We start from the raw sequence: 16321 nt of genomic DNA on the forward strand, positions 1-16321 counted from the left end.
GTGAGTGATAAGAAGCAGTTCAAAGCCCTGTCCGCGCCCAAAGGTGTGCCGGACTACGTCCCGCCGCAATCGGCCATCTTTGCCAAGGTGCGCGACACCTTCGTGCACCAGGCACACCTGTCCGGCTTCCAACACATCGAACTCCCAATCTTCGAGGACACCTCGTTGTTCGCTCGCGGTGTGGGGGAGTCCACGGATGTCGTGTCCAAGGAAATGTACACCTTTGCCGATCGTGGCGATCGTTCCGTGACACTGCGCCCAGAAGGCACCGCTGGTGTCATGCGTGCGGTCATTGAACACAACCTCGACCGCGGCCAACTGCCGGTCAAGCTGAACTACTATGGTCCTTTCTTCCGCTACGAGCGCCCGCAGGCGGGCCGTTACCGCCAGCTGCAGCAGGTCGGAGTGGAAGCCATCGGCGTGGATGATCCGGCGCTGGACGCGGAAATCATTGCGCTGGCGGACCGCTCCTACCGCAGCCTAGGCCTGAGCCAATTCCGCCTTGAGCTGACCAGCTTGGGTGACCACGACTGCCGCCCGGCCTACCGCGAGAAGCTGCAGGAATTCCTGTTCAAGCTGGACCTCGACGAGGAAACCAGGGCCCGCGCGGAGATGAACCCGCTGCGCGTGCTCGATGACAAGCGCCCGGAGGTCCAGGAGCAGCTTGTCGAAGCCCCCCTCATGCTCGACCACCTCAATGCCGAGTGCCGCGAGCACTTTGAGACGGTCACTGGCCTGCTCGATGACATGGGCGTGCCCTACACCATTAACCCGCGCATGGTCCGCGGTCTCGATTACTACACGAAGACCTGTTTCGAATTCGTCCACGATGGCCTCGGCGCGCAGTCCGGCATTGGCGGCGGCGGCCGCTACGACGGGCTCATGGCTCAGCTCGGCGGACAGGAGTTGTCCGGTATCGGCTACGGCCTCGGAGTGGACCGCACGGTTTTGGCCCTGGAAGCCGAGGGCGTGGAGCTCGACGGCGTCGAAGAGCGCGTGGCCGTTTATGGCGTTGCTTTGGGCGCTGCGGCAAAGAAGAAGATGGTCAGCATCATTGATGACCTCCGCAAGGCCGGTATTTCCGCGGACATGTCCTTCGGTGACCGCGGCCTCAAGGGAGCGATGAAGGGCGCTGATCGCGCCAACGCCCGCTTCGCACTCGTCCTCGGCGACCAGGAGCTAGAGTCTGGCACCGTGGCGCTCAAGGATCTGCGCGCGCACGAGCAGCACGACGTCCCCGTGGGGGACGTCGTCAAGCAGCTTCGTCAGCTGGTTTAGCACTCCACCTGGGAGACGGTGAAGCCCATCGTCTTCGCTAGACCACCGAGCGAGGTCTCCTTGTACTTGGAGAGCATGTCGCGCCCCGTTTCGGCCATCGTGCGTACCGCGTTATCGAGGGTAACGTGGTGCGTTCCCTCTCCCATGCGGGCCAGGCGTGCGGCGTTGATGGACTTGACGGCACCGATGGCGTTGCGCTCGATGCAGGGAATCTGCACGAGGCCGCCGACCGGGTCGCAGGTCAAGCCGAGGTTGTGCTCAAGCGCGATCTCGGCAGCATTCTCTACCTGCTCCGGAGTCCCCCCAAGCAGTTCGGCCATGCCGGCCGCCGCCATAGAGGAGGCGGAGCCTACCTCACCCTGGCAGCCCACCTCGGCGCCGGAAATGGAGGCATTGGACTTGATAATGATGCCCACGGCACCCGCAGTGAGCAGGTAGCGGCGAGCATCGGCGCGCGTAAAGTCCGCCATGAAGTCGCGGGCGTAATGGAGCACTGCCGGGATGATGCCACAGGCGCCATTCGTCGGCGCAGTAATGACGCGGCCGCCGGCGGCGTTCTGCTCGTTGACGGCGAGCGCGTAGAGGTTTACCCATTCCATCGCGGAAAAGCCACAGGACTCGTCGTCCTGCTTGGCCAACAACTGTTGGTACATCTGCGGCGCACGGCGGTTGACGCGGAGGCCACCAGGCAAGATTCCCTTGGTGGAAATTCCCTCCGTGACGCATTCGCGCATAATGTCCCAGACGAGGTCAAGGTGCTGGTAGACGTAATCGAGACCGCCCTCGGCGCGGTGAAGCACAGCCTCGTTCGCCGCAACGATCTCCCAAATCGCCATGTCATTGGCAGCGCAGAGGTGAAGCAGGTGCTCGCCCGACTGGAACTCATAGGGGACTACGTCCTCGGCGGTGGCTGCTGCGACGCCAGCGGGGACACCGCTTTCCGTCTGCAGCTGGGCATCAAACTCCTTGCGGGACAGGATAAATCCGCCACCGACGGAGAAATACTCCGCGTTCTCGGCGAGGATGGAGCCGTCTTCGTCCCAGGCAGTGAAAATGAGGCAGTTCGGGTGCTCGGGCACCGGCTCGTTGTTGAATTCGATGCTGTATTCCACCTCACCTGCTGGGCCGCTGATGCTGCCCTCGGTGGGGATGAAGGCATCTGCGCGTGGCTCAGCATCGAGCGGAACGGAGAGCGGATCCCACCCGGCGAGGCCTAGAATGACGGCCCGGTCCGTAGCGTGTCCACGGCCGGTAGCGGACAAAGAGCCACGCAGTTCGATGTGGACCTTTGCCGGGTGTTGCTCAAGGGTCTCGAGGAAGGCCTTAGCAGCACGCATCGGGCCCACGGTGTGGGAGGAGGAGGGACCGATACCGATCGAGAAGATGTCGGTCACGCTAATTGTCATGGGGGGTTAAACCTCCTTAGAAGCGTTAGATAAGTTACGCCTTACGATAGTACCGAGCGCCTCCAGTAGTTGCTTAGCCCGGTTGGCCGTCGTGGCGGGACAGGAGTTCGCGGAATCCCCCTGAGCCCGAATCAGGTGCCTTCCCGGTAGAACCCTGGTGTGTGTTGTGCGGTTCGCCGAGAGAGCCGGCAAGGCCAGCTACGCGGTCGAGCGGGCGCACCATGAGGTCTGCGAGCTCGCCCGTGGCGCGCTCGATGCGCTTTTCATTGCGCGCGCCCTCAGCAGTGCCAAAGTCTTCCGTGGCCTGGAAGATCCCGGTGGGGACCACCGTGGCATGCAGGTAATTGAGTAGTGGGCGCAGGGCATAATCCAACACCAAGGCGTGACGGCTGGAGCCGCCCGTGGCCGCGATGAGGGTTGGAAGCCCCTCCAGGGAATGTGGCTCCAAGGTGTCGAAGAACATCTTGAACAGTCCCGAGTAACTGCCCTGGAACACGGGACTGACCGCGATGAGGCCGTTGGCATCCAGTACCGCGGACTGTGCCGCGGTGAGACGGGGCGTGGGCGAAACCCAGTTGGTCATGGCCTCAGCTAGCTCGCTCGCGAGGTCCCGGAGCTCGACGACGGTGATGTCGGTGCCTTCGCCCCGCGCGGTGACGTGGGCGGAGGTGGCGGCCGAGAGGGCGTCGGCAAGCGCGCGCGTCGAGGACGGCGATGACAACCCGGCCGTAACGACAACGAGTGACCGCATCTACTTCTCCTCTCCAGGGTTGACCAGCGCGTGTGGTTCATAACTACCGAGCGTGGCGTGCGTTGGTGGGTCAGAAGGTACATGATCCGGGCGGCGCTCCTCAAAGCGCCGGCGCAGCTCAGGGACGACCTGCGTACCCAGAATCTCAATCTGCTCTAGCACCACCTCTTGCGGAAGGCCGGCATGATCGATAAGGAAAAGCTGGCGCTGATAGTCGCCCACCCAGTCAGCAAACTGCAGTGTGCGCTCCACCACTTGCTCTACGGTGCCTACCGTCAGCGGGGTTTGTGCGGTGAATTCTTCTAAGGAAGGGCCGTGGCCGTAGACCGGGGCGTTGTCGAAGTAGGGGCGGAAGAAATCCTTTGCCTCCTGCTCGGTAGACCCGATGAAGACATGCCCGCCGAGGCCCACGATGGCCTGATCCCCGCGACCATGACCGTAGGATTCGTAGCGGTTGCGGTAGAGGTTCACCATCTTCGCGGTGTGTTCCTTGTTCCAGAAGATGTTGTTGTGGAAGAAACCATCGCCGTAATAGGCCGCCTGTTCGGCAATCTGTGGGGAACGGATAGAGCCGTGCCACACGAAGGGCGGGATACCGTCGAGCGGCGCCGGTGTGGCGGTGAATCCCTGTAGCGGGGTGCGGAATTTTCCTTGCCAGGACACGACCGGTTCGCGCCACAGGCGGCGCAGCAGGTGGTAGTTCTCCACCGCCAGAGGGATACCTTCGCGGATATCTTTGCCAAACCACGGGTAAACCGGACCGGTGTTACCGCGGCCCAACATGAGATCGATGCGCCCGTCGGCGAGGTGCTGGAGAAAAGCGTAGTCCTCTGCAAGCCGGACGGGGTCGTTGGTGGTGATCAGCGTGGTGGCAGTGGAGAGGTGCAGGTTCTTCGTCTGTGCCGCGATGTAGGCCAGATGAGTGGTGGGTGCGGACGGGACGAAGGGTGGGTTGTGGTGCTCGCCGGTGGCGAAGACATCGAGGCCCACCTCCTCTGCCTTGAGGGCGATCTCTGTCATAGCGCGGATGCGCTCAGCCTCGGTGGGGGTGCGACCGGTGGTGGGATCTTGCGTGACGTCACCGATGCTAAAGACTCCAAATTGCATGCCATACTCCTCTCCGTGACATGTCAACAAAGTGTAGCCGGGTAATTATTCCCACTCAAGGGCATCGACCAAGACAGCGAGATCCGCTGGCGTTGCGATAGCGAGCGGGCGCTGCGAAGGCTTGCCGTGCTCGGTAAGGAGAACAGCACTAGGATGCGTGCCGTCCGCCGCGGGTTCGGTGAGGGCATCGATGACCTCTTGCGCACTGGCGGTGCGGGGGAGGAACTCGGCCCTGTCCTTCTTCTCTGCAAACTCTAGAACGGCGCTAATCGACGCCGCGTTGATCACGCCATCGTCTCCCAAATCTGCTGCGACCCAGCGGGCGATGACATTGGTCGTGAGGAGGGCTTGGTAAGCGCCGGAATCGTAAATCGGGATCTGCGAATAACCGGTCCTATTAATGAGCCGGAGGGCGTCCATGATCGGGGTATCGGGGCCAAGGGTGGTGACCTCACGGTCGGCGAGTAAGGACTGCGCCGTGGGCGGATCGGTGAGAAGCCGCTGCAAGTTTTCTAACTGCGCTAGCACTTGTGGGTGCGGGGTGGCGATGGGTTCGCCGTCGAAATAGCGGCCGTGGGCGATGGCGTTGCGTAGATTACCAAAGTCCTTGAGCTGCTCTGCCTGGCGCTTGCTAAGCAGGTGTTTGTCGTGTGCGCGGTCGACAATCCACCAGAAGGAATCGGAGTTCTTGGCTCCGACGGCCTGGCGGAGAAACTGCTCAATGTCGTTGAAGGCGGAAAAGAATCTGGCCAGGGAGTTATCGCTCATGGAGCCCCAGTGTACGGGGGCTCTGAAACCCGGTGGTTGCTGGAGGGAAGAGAAAACAAAGACGCCGCGAGTATCCCAAGGTGGCGGGAGACTCGCGGCGGCTGGGTGCGACGCTTTGTGCGTGTGCTGTGTTGAGACTAGAACACGACGCGCAGGATGGAGACCGTCACGGCAGCGATGGCAGCGGCGGCTGGAAGGGTGATGACCCATGCGAGGGCGATGGGCTTCATTAGGTTCCAGTTAGCAGCGCGGTTGACGATGCCGACGCCAAGGACAGCACCGATGAGGATGTGCGTCGAGGAAACCGGGAGGCCTAGGAGGGAGGCTGCCATGACAACGGCAGCGGCAGCCAGCTCAGCGGCGAAACCGGAGGAGGGGTGCATCTGGGTCAGGCCGGAACCGACGGTCTGGATAACGAAGCGGCCGATGAACCACAGGCCAGAAACGAGGGCAATGCCCATAGCCACCATGACCGGCAGCGGGACGGTGACTTCGTCAGAAATCCGGTTGGTCTGCAGGACATCGAAGACGGCGGCGAAGGGGCCGATGGCGTTGGCGATGTCGTTCGAGCCGTGCGAGAACGCGAAGGCGGAGGCGGTGAAGACCTGCATCCAAGAGAAGAGGAGGAAGGTGGAGCGGGACAGGGACTTCTTCTTCAGAGAGCGGGCGAAGATGAAGACGGCCATCCAGACCACGGCACCTACCATGCCCATGACAAGGAGGTTCTCAAGTGTGGAGAAGTCAACGCCGGTGTTCTTGAGGCCCTTGAAGAGCATCATCGCGGAGATGATAACAGCGCCCAATGCTGCCAGCAGCGGGACCCAGTTCTCTAGTGCGCGGTGCGCGTTGACGTCCTCGAGATCCTTGTTGAGGTTGTGCAAATCTCGGTAGTAGTCGGACTCGAGCGCCTCTGGATCGTAATCATCTTCCGCGGTGAGGGCGGCATCACGGGCCATGGCGTTGGTGTAGGAAATCTGCTGCAGCTCGTTCATGCGCTCGAAGCGGGTCTTGTGCTCCTTGCGCAGCTCAGCGCGGCGAACCTTGATGTCGCGCAGACGCTCGTCTGCGGCGTCGTTGTAGACGAGGATGGAAGCCTTAATCCACCTAAACAGAAGGTAAGCGGCAACACCGCCAAGAACTGGTGAAAGTACCCAGGAGAAAGCAATGGTGCCAATGCCGCCCCACTGCACCATGTCCATTCCGCCCTTGCCGGTGACGAAGCCGACGGTCAGCGCGGCGCCGACGATACCGCCGACGATGGAGTGGGTCGTAGAAACCGGCCAGCCCATGCGGGTAGCGACGAGCAGCCAGATGGCAGCGCCGAGCAGCGACGCCATCATGATGTAGACGAACTCCATGGGGTCGAGCCCGTCAATGGCGTCGAGGTCCACAATGCCGGAGCGGACGGTGTCGGTAACCTCGCCGCCGGCGAGGATCGCGCCGGATACCTCAAAAACCGCCGCAACAGCGAGGGCCTGCTTCATAGAGAGGGTTCCCGCACCCACGGAGGTACCGAAAGAGTTGGCGACGTCATTGCCACCAATGTTGAAGGCCATGAATACGGCGAAGATGATCGCGGTAACAAGGACGATCTTGTTAGCGCCCTCAGCAACCTCTCCGTTGCCCCAAATGATGAAGAGGACAAGAGTAACAGCGGTGATGGCGCCGAAGAACAAGTGCCAAATCCAGTCCTTGTTCTTGCCATTCATCGTTTCGAGATCAGGCATCGTCGGCGTGGCGGTGCTCAAAACGTCGTTCCTTTCATGAAGAGAACGCTGCGTGATGAGGAAGCGCGGGCTGCCGCGGGCAGGGTAAAAGCATCAATAATGATGGGGATTAACGTACCTGCTGCGGGGCAGGTGATGACATCACGCGCAGTTCTTTTATGTTTTTAAAGACAGAGCGGATCCCACCACGAACCGGCGGGAACTTGATTAGGGTAAAGCATCAAGATTACCGGCAGGTAAACACCTCATGTATTTGAATTTAATCTGCATATTTTGTGGCACATTTGGGGGTGGTGTGGCCTTTCGGTGGTCACACCAACATTTTTGACGCTCGGTATTAAGACTTATATACGCCTCGACCCAAGGTGTCGCACTGCTCCATCTTGCCGCTGTTATATCCAGCGAGGAAGGATTGTGCCCGGTCCTCGGAGGAGCCGTGCGTCCAAGTATCGGGGCGTACCTCGCCGCCAGAGCGGCGCTGGATGTTGTCGTCGCCCACGGCGCGGGCAGTGTTGACGGCGTCGGTGACCTGCTGTTCGGTGATCGTTTCGAGCAAAGCATCCTCACCCTTGTCGGCGTAGTGCGCCCACAGTCCGGCATAGCAATCCGCTTGCAGCTCAATCTTCACTGCGTTGGAGTTCTCGCCGGGTTCGTTGTAATTGGACAAGCTGAGTGTGCCCTCTAGCTTCTGAATGTGGTGGCCAAATTCGTGGGCGACGATATACATCTGTGCCAGAGGTGCATTATCCCCACCGAAGTTGCGGAGCTGATCGAAGAACGCGGTGTCGAAATAGGCGGACTCATCGGCCGGGCAGTAGAACGGCCCGGTGGCGCCGGAGGCTTGGCCACAGCCGGACATGGTGGTGTTGTTAAAGATGACGCGGCCGGGTTCGACGTACTCGATGCCTGCCTGATCCGGCAGCTGCTGGGCCCAGACCTTGTCGACGGACTGGGCGGCGAACATGACGCGGCAGTCGTCGTACTTATTGCCGTCCTCGGCAGTTTGGCAGTGTGCGAAGGCATCCTCTCCGCTTTCCTCTGGGCCGACCTGGGTTTGGTCGGGCTGGGGGCTGCTTTCGGTGATGTCACCAAGATCGCCGCCAAGCAAGAGATAGAGGCCAATGAGGAGGAGGGAGCCGATGCCGCCGCCGGTAGCGATCATGCCGCCGCGGCCCCCGCCGCCGGAGCTTGCTCGCTTGCCATCAAAGTTGGCGCCAGATTTGAAAGTCATGGTCCAGATTTTGCCATATGCGGGCGGTGATGTGCGTGTGATGAGGGGAGCTGCGTCAAGCGGGGGTACCAGTGCTCGACGTTCGGCGGCGCTCGGTGTTTACCCCAGCGCTGAGCAAGTCTGGTGCGGGCGGTAGACTTGGGCCGTTCAAGTTCTTGCATCCCTCGGCGCGTGCTGTCTACGCGTGGCGTGTGTGGGTGCGAGCGTCAACGATGAGAAGGGATTGAACGAGAGTGCTGCGTACACATTTGGCAGGCGAACTGCGCAAAGAGATGGCGGGGGAGACCGTCACCCTGACGGGTTGGGTGGCGCGCGTCGCGACCACGGCGGTGTTATCTTCATTGACCTGCGTGATCGCTCCGGCGTTGCCCAGGTGGTTTTCCGTGAATCCGAGGTGGCTGAGCGCGCCCACGATCTGCGCTCCGAATACTGCGTTAAGGTCACCGGCGTGGTGGAGCCCCGTCCGGAGGGTTCCGCTAACGCGAACCTGGCCTCCGGTGAGATTGAGGTCAACGTTACGGATCTGGAAGTGCTCAACAAGTCTGCAGCGCTGCCATTCCAGATCGATGATCCTTCTTCCTCCGGTGAGGTCGGCGAAGAGACTCGTCTGAAGTACCGCTACCTCGATCTGCGTCGGGAGCGCCAGCACGAGGCTCTGCGCCTGCGCTCGGCAGCTAACCGCGCCGCTCGCCAGGTCCTGGATAGCCATGATTTCACTGAAATCGAAACCCCGACCCTGACCCGTTCCACCCCGGAGGGCGCTCGTGACTTCCTCGTGCCCGCCCGCCTCAAGCCGGGCAGCTGGTACGCACTCCCGCAGTCGCCGCAGCTGTTTAAGCAGCTGCTCATGGTGGCCGGCATGGAGCGTTACTACCAAATCGCTCGCTGCTACCGCGATGAGGACTTCCGCGCGGACCGTCAGCCGGAGTTTACGCAGCTCGACGTCGAGATGTCCTTCGTTGATCAGGACGATGTGATCGCTCTCGCGGAAGAAATCATCTCCGCCCTGTGGAAGCTCATCGGCTACGAGATCAAGACACCGATTCCGCGCATGACCTACGCAGACGCTATGAAGTACTACGGTTCCGATAAGCCGGACCTGCGCTTCGACATCAAGATCGTGGAATGCACCGAGTTCTTCAAGGACACCACTTTCCGCGTTTTCCAGAACGAGTACGTTGGCGCCGTCGTCATGGAAGGCGGAGCTTCCCAGCCGCGCCGTCAGTTCGATGCGTGGCAGGAATGGGCAAAGCAGCGCGGTGCGAAGGGCCTGGCTTACATCACCACCGCTGAGGACGGCACCTTGGGCGGCCCGGTGGCCAAGAACATTACTGATGCCGAGCGCGAGGGCATTGCTGAGCACGTCGGCGCCAAGCCGGGTGACGCCATCTTCTTCGCGGCTGGTGACACCAAGTCTTCTCGCGCTCTTCTGGGTGCAGCACGCGGCGAGATTGCAAAGAAGCTGAATCTCATCAAGGACGGCGACTGGGCCTTCACCTGGGTTGTGGACGCACCACTGTTCGAGCCTGCCGCTGATGCCACCGCCTCCGGCGACGTGGCTCTGGGCCACTCCAAGTGGACTGCGGTACACCACGCCTTCACTTCGCCGAAGCCGGAGTATCTGGACAACTTCGACGAGAACCCGGGTGAGGCGCTGGCCTACGCCTACGACATCGTCTGCAACGGCAACGAGATCGGCGGCGGATCTATCCGTATCCACGACCAGGACGTGCAGAAGCGTGTCTTCGACGTTATGGGCATCGGTGAGGAAGAAGCACAGGAAAAGTTCGGCTTCCTGCTCGACGCTTTCCAGTTTGGTGCCCCGCCGCACGGTGGTATCGCGTTCGGTTGGGACCGCATTGTCTCCCTGCTGGGCGGTTTCGACTCCATTCGTGACGTCATCGCCTTCCCGAAGTCCGGTGGCGGCGTGGATCCATTGACCGATGCTCCGGGCACCATTCCTGCCGAGCAGCGCAAGGAGACCGGCGTGGATTTCAAGCCGGAGAAGGCAGCCAAGGCCGCTCAGGGCGACAAGGCAGGGAAGGAGTCCTAGGTCGCTCAACTCGGTGATGTAGTTGGGCCTTCGATATGTGGAAGCAGGCAAGCAAGTGAATCCGATGGGACACGAGTCCAAGAAAAAATCTGTGGCGGATGCCGTGGTGGCGGAAGCCTCACAGATGCTCTCGCGCCGCTTTGGCGGGGAGCCTGAGCTTAGTGACGTCGAGCAACTCACTGGTTCGGGCAACGCCGTGGTGCTTCGTGCCCGCACGTCACCGAGTGCCTTTTTCCCGCATCGTTCGGTGGTCATCAAGTACAACCCAGTCACCGGGCACACCATTGATGACGCCGCCCTTCTGCGTGAGGTGGTGGCCTATCAGTTCACCACAGCGTTGTCCGAAGAGGTTCGCCCAGGCCCAGTACTGCTCGCACACGACGTCGAGAAGCGCATCTTGGTGCTGTCTGACGCCGGCGATGGCGACACCCTGGCGGACACTCTTGCCCGCAGCAATGACGAAGAACGCGGAGAGCTGCTCAGGTCCCTGGGCGGCGCGCTGGGCAAAATGCACGCGGGCACGGCTGGGCGCGAAGAGGATTACGAGGCTCTGCTGAACCGGCAGTTGCGCCGGCATCCCGAATACGCCGAGCACCAAGCCCTGCGGGATGAGTCTCTGAAAAGCTCCATCCTGATCGGTGCGGACATCCTCAGCGAAGCAGGACTGGAGCCACCAGAGCACGTCCGCGAACTAGCCCGCACCGCCATGCAGAGCTTTAGTTCTGGCCGCAACCGCGCTTTTACGCCCTTCGATCTGTCCCCAGACAACATCATCGTGGGGACAACACTGACCTTCCTGGATTATGAGTGGGCCGGTTTTCGCAACGTGGGCTTTGATGTAGCCTGCGTTGTCGCCGGCTTCCCACAGTTCCTCTTCAGCCGCCCGATTACGGACGCTGAGGCGGACGTCTTCATCCAAGCCTGGCAGCGCCGGGTCGTCGACGTGTGGCCGCAGCTGGCGGATGAGAAAACACTGCATGAGCTGATAGTCGCTTGTCTCATTGGTTGGGCTTTGTCGAGCGTGACCACCATGTATGCCGGTGGGATTGAAGGGGTAGTAGCACTGGCGGAGGGTAACGCCGAGATTTATCGTGACCCGCGTCGCTCGCTGCTGCGCCGCTCCGATCACGGCCCGTTCAGCGAGGATGAGCTCTTGATTCGGCGCGACCTTTATGAAACTTTCGAAGCGCTCTCACGTTTTGCCGCGCAGTGCAAGCACGATGGGTGCTCGACTGTTGCCGCTTTCGGTCGCGCTGTGGCCTCCCGTCTCCGGGAGTCCTGATGGGGCAGGAGTCACTCTTCGGCGACGACCAATCAGCGCCAAGCCTGCCGGGTGGCCCCGATATTTTTGCGACTCATTCGGGGGCACCGCTGGCCGCACGCATGCGGCCGCAAAGCCTCGACGAAGTAGTGGGGCAAAAGCACCTTCTGGAACCCGGGACTCCGTTGCGCCGCCTCGTCGAGGGTTCCGGCGAGGCCTCCGTCATCCTGTACGGCCCACCAGGCACCGGAAAAACGACCCTGGCTTCGCTGATCGCGTCCTCTCTGGGGGATAACTTCATCGGCCTGTCCGCCCTCGACTCCGGCGTCAAGCAGGTACGGGAAGTCATCACGCATGCCCGCCGCGAGCTGATTGAGGGCCGCCGCACAGTGCTCTTTATCGATGAGGTGCACCGCTTCTCCAAAACCCAGCAGGACGCATTGCTGGCTGCGGTGGAAAACCGGACGGTGCTACTCGTGGCAGCTACCACCGAGAACCCCTCCTTCTCCGTGGTGGCGCCTCTGCTCTCGCGTTCGCTGCTGCTGCACTTGGAGCCGCTTGACGACGCCTCCCTGCGCACTCTCGCCGAGCGAGCGCTGACGAGCGAGCGCGGCTTAGCCGGGCGAATCACCGCAACGGAAGACGCTCTGGACCAATTGGTGCTGCTTGCCGGGGGAGATGCGCGTCGCACGCTGACCTACCTCGAGGCTGCGGCTGAGGCGGTGCCGGATGGTGGCGAGCTCACCGTCGACATTCTCAAAGACAACGTCAACCGCGCGGTGGTGCGCTATGACCGTGATGGCGACCAGCACTATGACGTAGTCTCCGCGTTTATCAAGTCCATTCGCGGTTCCGACGTTGATGCTGCGTTGCACTACCTCGCCCGCATGATTGAGGCTGGCGAGGATCCACGCTTCATCGCGCGCCGGCTCATCGTGCACGCCTCAGAGGACATTGGGATGGCCGACCCGACCGCTTTGCCCACTGCCGTGGCCGCCGCGGAGGCCGCTGCGCTGATCGGCCTGCCCGAGGCGCGCATCCCGCTGGCTCAGGCCACGATCCACCTGGCTACTGCGCCGAAGTCGAATTCCGTTATTAATGCCATCAATTCTGCTCAGGCCGATGTCCGGGCCGGTAAGAGCGGTTACATCCCGCCGCACTTGCGCGACGGGCACTACGAGGGTGCTAAGCGCCTAGGTAACGCCGTCGGCTATCAGTACCCGCATGATGATCCACGCGGTGTTCTAGCCCAGCAGTATCTGCCGGAGACGCTGGCCGATGCCGAGTATTATCAGCCCACCGACCACGGAGCGGAAAAGCGCGTGCGCGAGTACCTGGGAAGGTTGCGGGACATCATCCGGGGGCGGCGTCGCTAAGCACAGCACCGGACGGGTAAAGTTGAGCGCTGACTAGAAACCTCTCAACAGTGAAGGACTTTTGCTCGTGAAGACTCATGAGATCCGGGAACGCTTTACCCAGCACTTCGTCAAGGCCGGCCACGAGGCCGTCCCCAGCGCGTCGCTGATCCTGGATGACCCGAACCTGCTCTTCGTCAACGCCGGCATGGTTCCCTTCAAGCCCTACTTCTTGGGCCAGCAGAACCCGCCTTTTGCTAACGGTACGGCGACCTCCATCCAGAAGTGCGTGCGCACCTTGGATATCGAGGAAGTAGGCATCACCACCCGCCACAACACCTTCTTCCAGATGGCAGGCAACTTCTCCTTTGGCCAGTACTTCAAGGAGGGTGCTATCACCCACGCCTGGAACCTGTTGACGAACTCGGTAGAGGATGGCGGCTTGGGGCTAGATCCCGAGCGTTTGTGGGTCACGGTCTACCTCGATGACGATGAGGCAGCCGATATCTGGCACAACAAGATCGGTGTTCCCCGCGAGCGCATTCAGCGCCTCGGCATGGAGGATAATTACTGGTCCATGGGTATCCCCGGACCGTGTGGTCCGTGTTCTGAGATTTACTATGACCGTGGTCCGGAATATGGTCAGGACGGTGGCCCCGTCGCGGACGATAACCGCTACATGGAGATCTGGAACCTGGTCTTCATGCAGAACGAGCGCGGCGAAGGCATCGGCAAGGGCAACTTTGAGATTCTCGGCCCGTTGCCTAAGAAGAACATCGATACCGGCATGGGCATCGAGCGCGTTGCCTGCATCCTGCAGGGCGTGGACAACGTCTACGAGACGGATCTGCTGCGCCCGGTCATTGACGTTGCCGAGGAACTCACCGGGGCGAAATACACGCCCGATGCACCGAAGGAAGACTTGATCCGCTTCCGCGTGGTGGCGGACCACTCGCGCACCGGCATGATGCTCATCCTGGATGGCGTTACCCCCGGTAACGAGGGCCGTGGCTATATCCTGCGCCGACTGCTGCGCCGTATCATCCGCTCCGCCAAGCTGCTGGGTGCGAAGGGTGAGACCATGGAACGCTTCATGAACACCATCATGGACACCATGACTCCGTCCTACCCGGAGATTGCGGAGAACCGTGAGCGCATCCTGCGCGTCGCCGTGGCGGAGGAGAAGGCCTTCCTCAAGACCCTGGAGTCGGGCACCAAGCTTTTCGACGAAGCTGTCGACGAGCTAAAGAGCACCTCCCGCGCGGCCACCCCGAAGGTGCTGTCCGGTGAGAAGGCTTTTGAACTGCACGATACCTATGGTTTCCCCATCGACTTGACGTTGGAGATGGCCCAAGAAGCTGGCCTTAGCGTGGACATGGAGGGCTTTGATGCCGCCATGGGCGAGCAGCGCCGCCGTGCCAAAGCTGACAACCAGGCTAAGAAGCATGGTCACGCCGACTTGTCGCTCTACCGCGAGTGGGTGGATAACCATCCGACTCTGTTCACGGGCTACGAGACCTTGGAGTCCGAAGCCAAGGTACTCGGCCTCGTCCGCGATGGCGAGAAGGTCTCTGAAGTCCAAGCAGGCGACACCGTCGAGGTAATTCTGGACCAGTCGCCGCTCTACGCCGAAGCCGGTGGCCAGACCGCCGACCGAGGCCGGATCATTGCCGGTGAAACCCTCCTTGAGGTCAATGACGTGCAGAAGATCGGCAAGAGGCTGTGGGTCCACAAAGCTACGGTGACCGCTGGTGGCCTTGAACTGGGCACTGGCGTAACAGCCGAGGTAGACCAGCAGTGGCGCCACGGTGCCGTGCAGGCGCATTCCGCCACGCACCTCATTCACGCCGCGCTGCGCCAGGTGCTGGGGCCGACCGCTGTCCAGGCTGGCTCCTTGAACCGACCGGGTTACCTGCGCTTTGACTTCAACTACACCGACCAGCTCACCCAGGTGCAGCTCGATGAGATCGCTTTGGTGACTAACCAGGCGGTAGACCAGCACTTCCCGGTCAATACCATCGAGACTTCCTTGGACAAGGCCAAGGAGATGGGCGCGATGGCCCTGTTCGGTGAGAACTATGGTTCCGAGGTCCGCGTCGTGGAGATGGGAGGGCCCTTCTCCATCGAGCTCTGCGGCGGTACCCACGTCAGCAATACTGCTGAGATTGGGCCGGTTTCGGTCCTCGGCGAATCCTCCGTGGGTTCGGGCGCGCGCCGCATCGAGGCCTATTCGGGCTTGGATGCCTTCCGTTACTACTCCAAGGAAGCAGCCCTGGTGGAAGGTGTGTCTCGCGAGCTGAAGGTCCAGACTGAGGACCTGCCGGAACGCATCGCACAGCTGACGGAGAAGCTCAAGGCCGCAGAGAAGCAGATTGCAGAGCTGCACAAGGCCCAGCTCATGTCCCAGACTGGAGAGATGATCTCCACTGCGAAGACTGTCAACGATTTCACCATCGTGGCCGTCAAGCTCCCTAAGGGTGTGAACGGCGGTGACCTGCGCACGCTGGCTTCCGACATTAAGAACCGCCTCGGTGATGTCGCTGGTGTGGTCGTCTTGGCATCGGAGAATGAGGGCGGCAAGCTGCCATTTATCGTGGGTGCTACGAAGGCCGCCATCGAGCGTGGTGTCAAGGCTGGTGACTTGGTTAAGCTGGTTTCCGGCTACGTTGATGGCAAGGGCGGCGGCAAGCCAGATATGGCTCAAGGCTCCGGCGCAAACGCCGAAGGCCTGCAAGCTGCCTTCGACGCCGTCCGTGATGAGCTCGAAACCCACTAATGGATGCGCACGAGTAGGTGTGCAGCAGTAGCTGACTCTCAGGACCAGGAGGAACACCATGGCCGTAGAGCCCGATAAGCCAGGAGCAGACGATCCCGGATCCGGGCGCCGGTTGGGTCTCGACGTCGGAACTGTCCGCATCGGCGTGGCGGTTTCCGATCGGGATGCCCGCCTGGCAATGCCGGTCGAGACCGTCCGCCGCGAAACCGGCTTTAAGGACCGCGACAAGGGTGACATCGACCGACTGCTTGAGCTTATTCACGAGTATGACGTCGTCGAGGTGGCAGTCGGTTTGCCGCGTGATCTCAAGGGCAACGGCTCATCAAGTGTTAAACATGCCAAAGAAATCGCGTTTCGTATCCGCCGCCGCTTGGCAAAAGATGACACGATAAACACACCTCCGCCTGTGCGCATGGTGGATGAGCGCCTCACCACAGTGGTGGCATCATCTGCACTGCGAGCCTCTGGCGTGTCAGAGAGACGCGGCCGTTCGGTTATCGACCAAGCGGCCGCGGTGGAAATTTTGCAATCCTGGCTGGATGCGCGCCATTTCGCGTTGAACGGCCACAGCCCTTCAAACCTAGGAGACGAAGTACGTGAGCCGTAAA

At 61.4% G+C, this 16321-nt stretch carries 11 protein-coding genes and 1 pseudogene; 6 read left to right on the forward strand and 6 right to left on the reverse strand.

Annotation, left to right across the window (positions count from 1 at the left end; translation table 11 throughout):
• Positions 1 to 1278 (forward strand): histidine--tRNA ligase, encoded by a 1278-nt coding sequence (hisS, locus tag FME68_RS06005; protein ID WP_328287742.1) that lies wholly within the window; start codon positions 1 to 3, stop codon positions 1276 to 1278.
• On the opposite strand, the gene FME68_RS06010 is transcribed toward hisS, so the two are convergent.
• From FME68_RS06010 to ypfJ, 6 genes are all read right to left on the reverse strand, one after another.
• On the reverse strand, positions 1275 to 2684 hold the full coding sequence (locus FME68_RS06010) for an L-serine ammonia-lyase (protein ID WP_158396600.1): 1410 nt from the start codon (positions 2682 to 2684) through the stop codon (positions 1275 to 1277). The genes hisS and FME68_RS06010 overlap by 4 nt on opposite strands.
• Before the next feature lie 73 nt (positions 2685 to 2757).
• Positions 2758 to 3435: an FMN reductase gene (locus FME68_RS06015; protein WP_158396602.1), complete on the reverse strand. Its 678-nt coding sequence runs from the start codon at positions 3433 to 3435 to the stop codon at positions 2758 to 2760.
• On the reverse strand, positions 3436 to 4542 hold the full coding sequence (locus FME68_RS06020) for an LLM class flavin-dependent oxidoreductase (protein WP_158396604.1): 1107 nt from the start codon (positions 4540 to 4542) through the stop codon (positions 3436 to 3438).
• 45 nt (positions 4543 to 4587) lie between these two features.
• Positions 4588 to 5310, reverse strand: a complete 723-nt coding sequence (locus FME68_RS06025; RefSeq protein WP_144013639.1) for a CBS domain-containing protein — start codon at positions 5308 to 5310, stop codon at positions 4588 to 4590.
• Positions 5311 to 5447: 137 nt separating this feature from the next.
• On the reverse strand, positions 5448 to 7037 hold the full coding sequence (locus tag FME68_RS06030; protein ID WP_198525934.1) for an inorganic phosphate transporter: 1590 nt from the start codon (positions 7035 to 7037) through the stop codon (positions 5448 to 5450).
• Positions 7038 to 7374: 337 nt separating this feature from the next.
• Positions 7375 to 8268 carry a KPN_02809 family neutral zinc metallopeptidase gene (gene ypfJ / locus FME68_RS06035; protein ID WP_158396606.1) on the reverse strand — a complete coding sequence of 298 codons (894 nt, stop codon included), beginning with the start codon at positions 8266 to 8268 and terminating at the stop codon, positions 7375 to 7377.
• A gap of 233 nt (positions 8269 to 8501) precedes the next feature.
• On the opposite strand from ypfJ, the pseudogene aspS reads away from it, so the two are divergent.
• From aspS to ruvX, 5 genes and pseudogenes are all read left to right on the forward strand, one after another.
• Positions 8502 to 10321: pseudogene (gene aspS, locus FME68_RS06040) on the forward strand (aspartate--tRNA ligase).
• A 64-nt stretch (positions 10322 to 10385) separates the two neighbouring features.
• Positions 10386 to 11603: a phosphotransferase family protein gene (locus FME68_RS06045; RefSeq protein WP_158396695.1), complete on the forward strand. Its 1218-nt coding sequence runs from the start codon at positions 10386 to 10388 to the stop codon at positions 11601 to 11603.
• Positions 11603 to 12958, forward strand: coding sequence for a replication-associated recombination protein A (locus FME68_RS06050; RefSeq protein WP_158396608.1), 1356 nt, complete (start codon positions 11603 to 11605; stop codon positions 12956 to 12958). The genes FME68_RS06045 and FME68_RS06050 overlap by 1 nt, the downstream gene beginning before the upstream one ends.
• Positions 12959 to 13025: 67 nt before the next feature.
• Positions 13026 to 15713 carry an alanine--tRNA ligase gene (gene alaS / locus FME68_RS06055; RefSeq protein WP_328287743.1) on the forward strand — a complete coding sequence of 896 codons (2688 nt, stop codon included), beginning with the start codon at positions 13026 to 13028 and terminating at the stop codon, positions 15711 to 15713.
• Positions 15714 to 15771: 58 nt separating this feature from the next.
• Entirely contained in the window at positions 15772 to 16320 is a 549-nt protein-coding gene (gene ruvX, locus FME68_RS06060; RefSeq protein ID WP_070513249.1) for a Holliday junction resolvase RuvX, read from the forward strand.
• Position 16321: the final 1 nt, after the last annotated feature.

This window comes from Corynebacterium hiratae (assembly GCF_009708045.1).
In the GTDB taxonomy this organism is placed as follows: Bacteria; Actinomycetota; Actinomycetes; order Mycobacteriales; family Mycobacteriaceae; genus Corynebacterium; species Corynebacterium hiratae.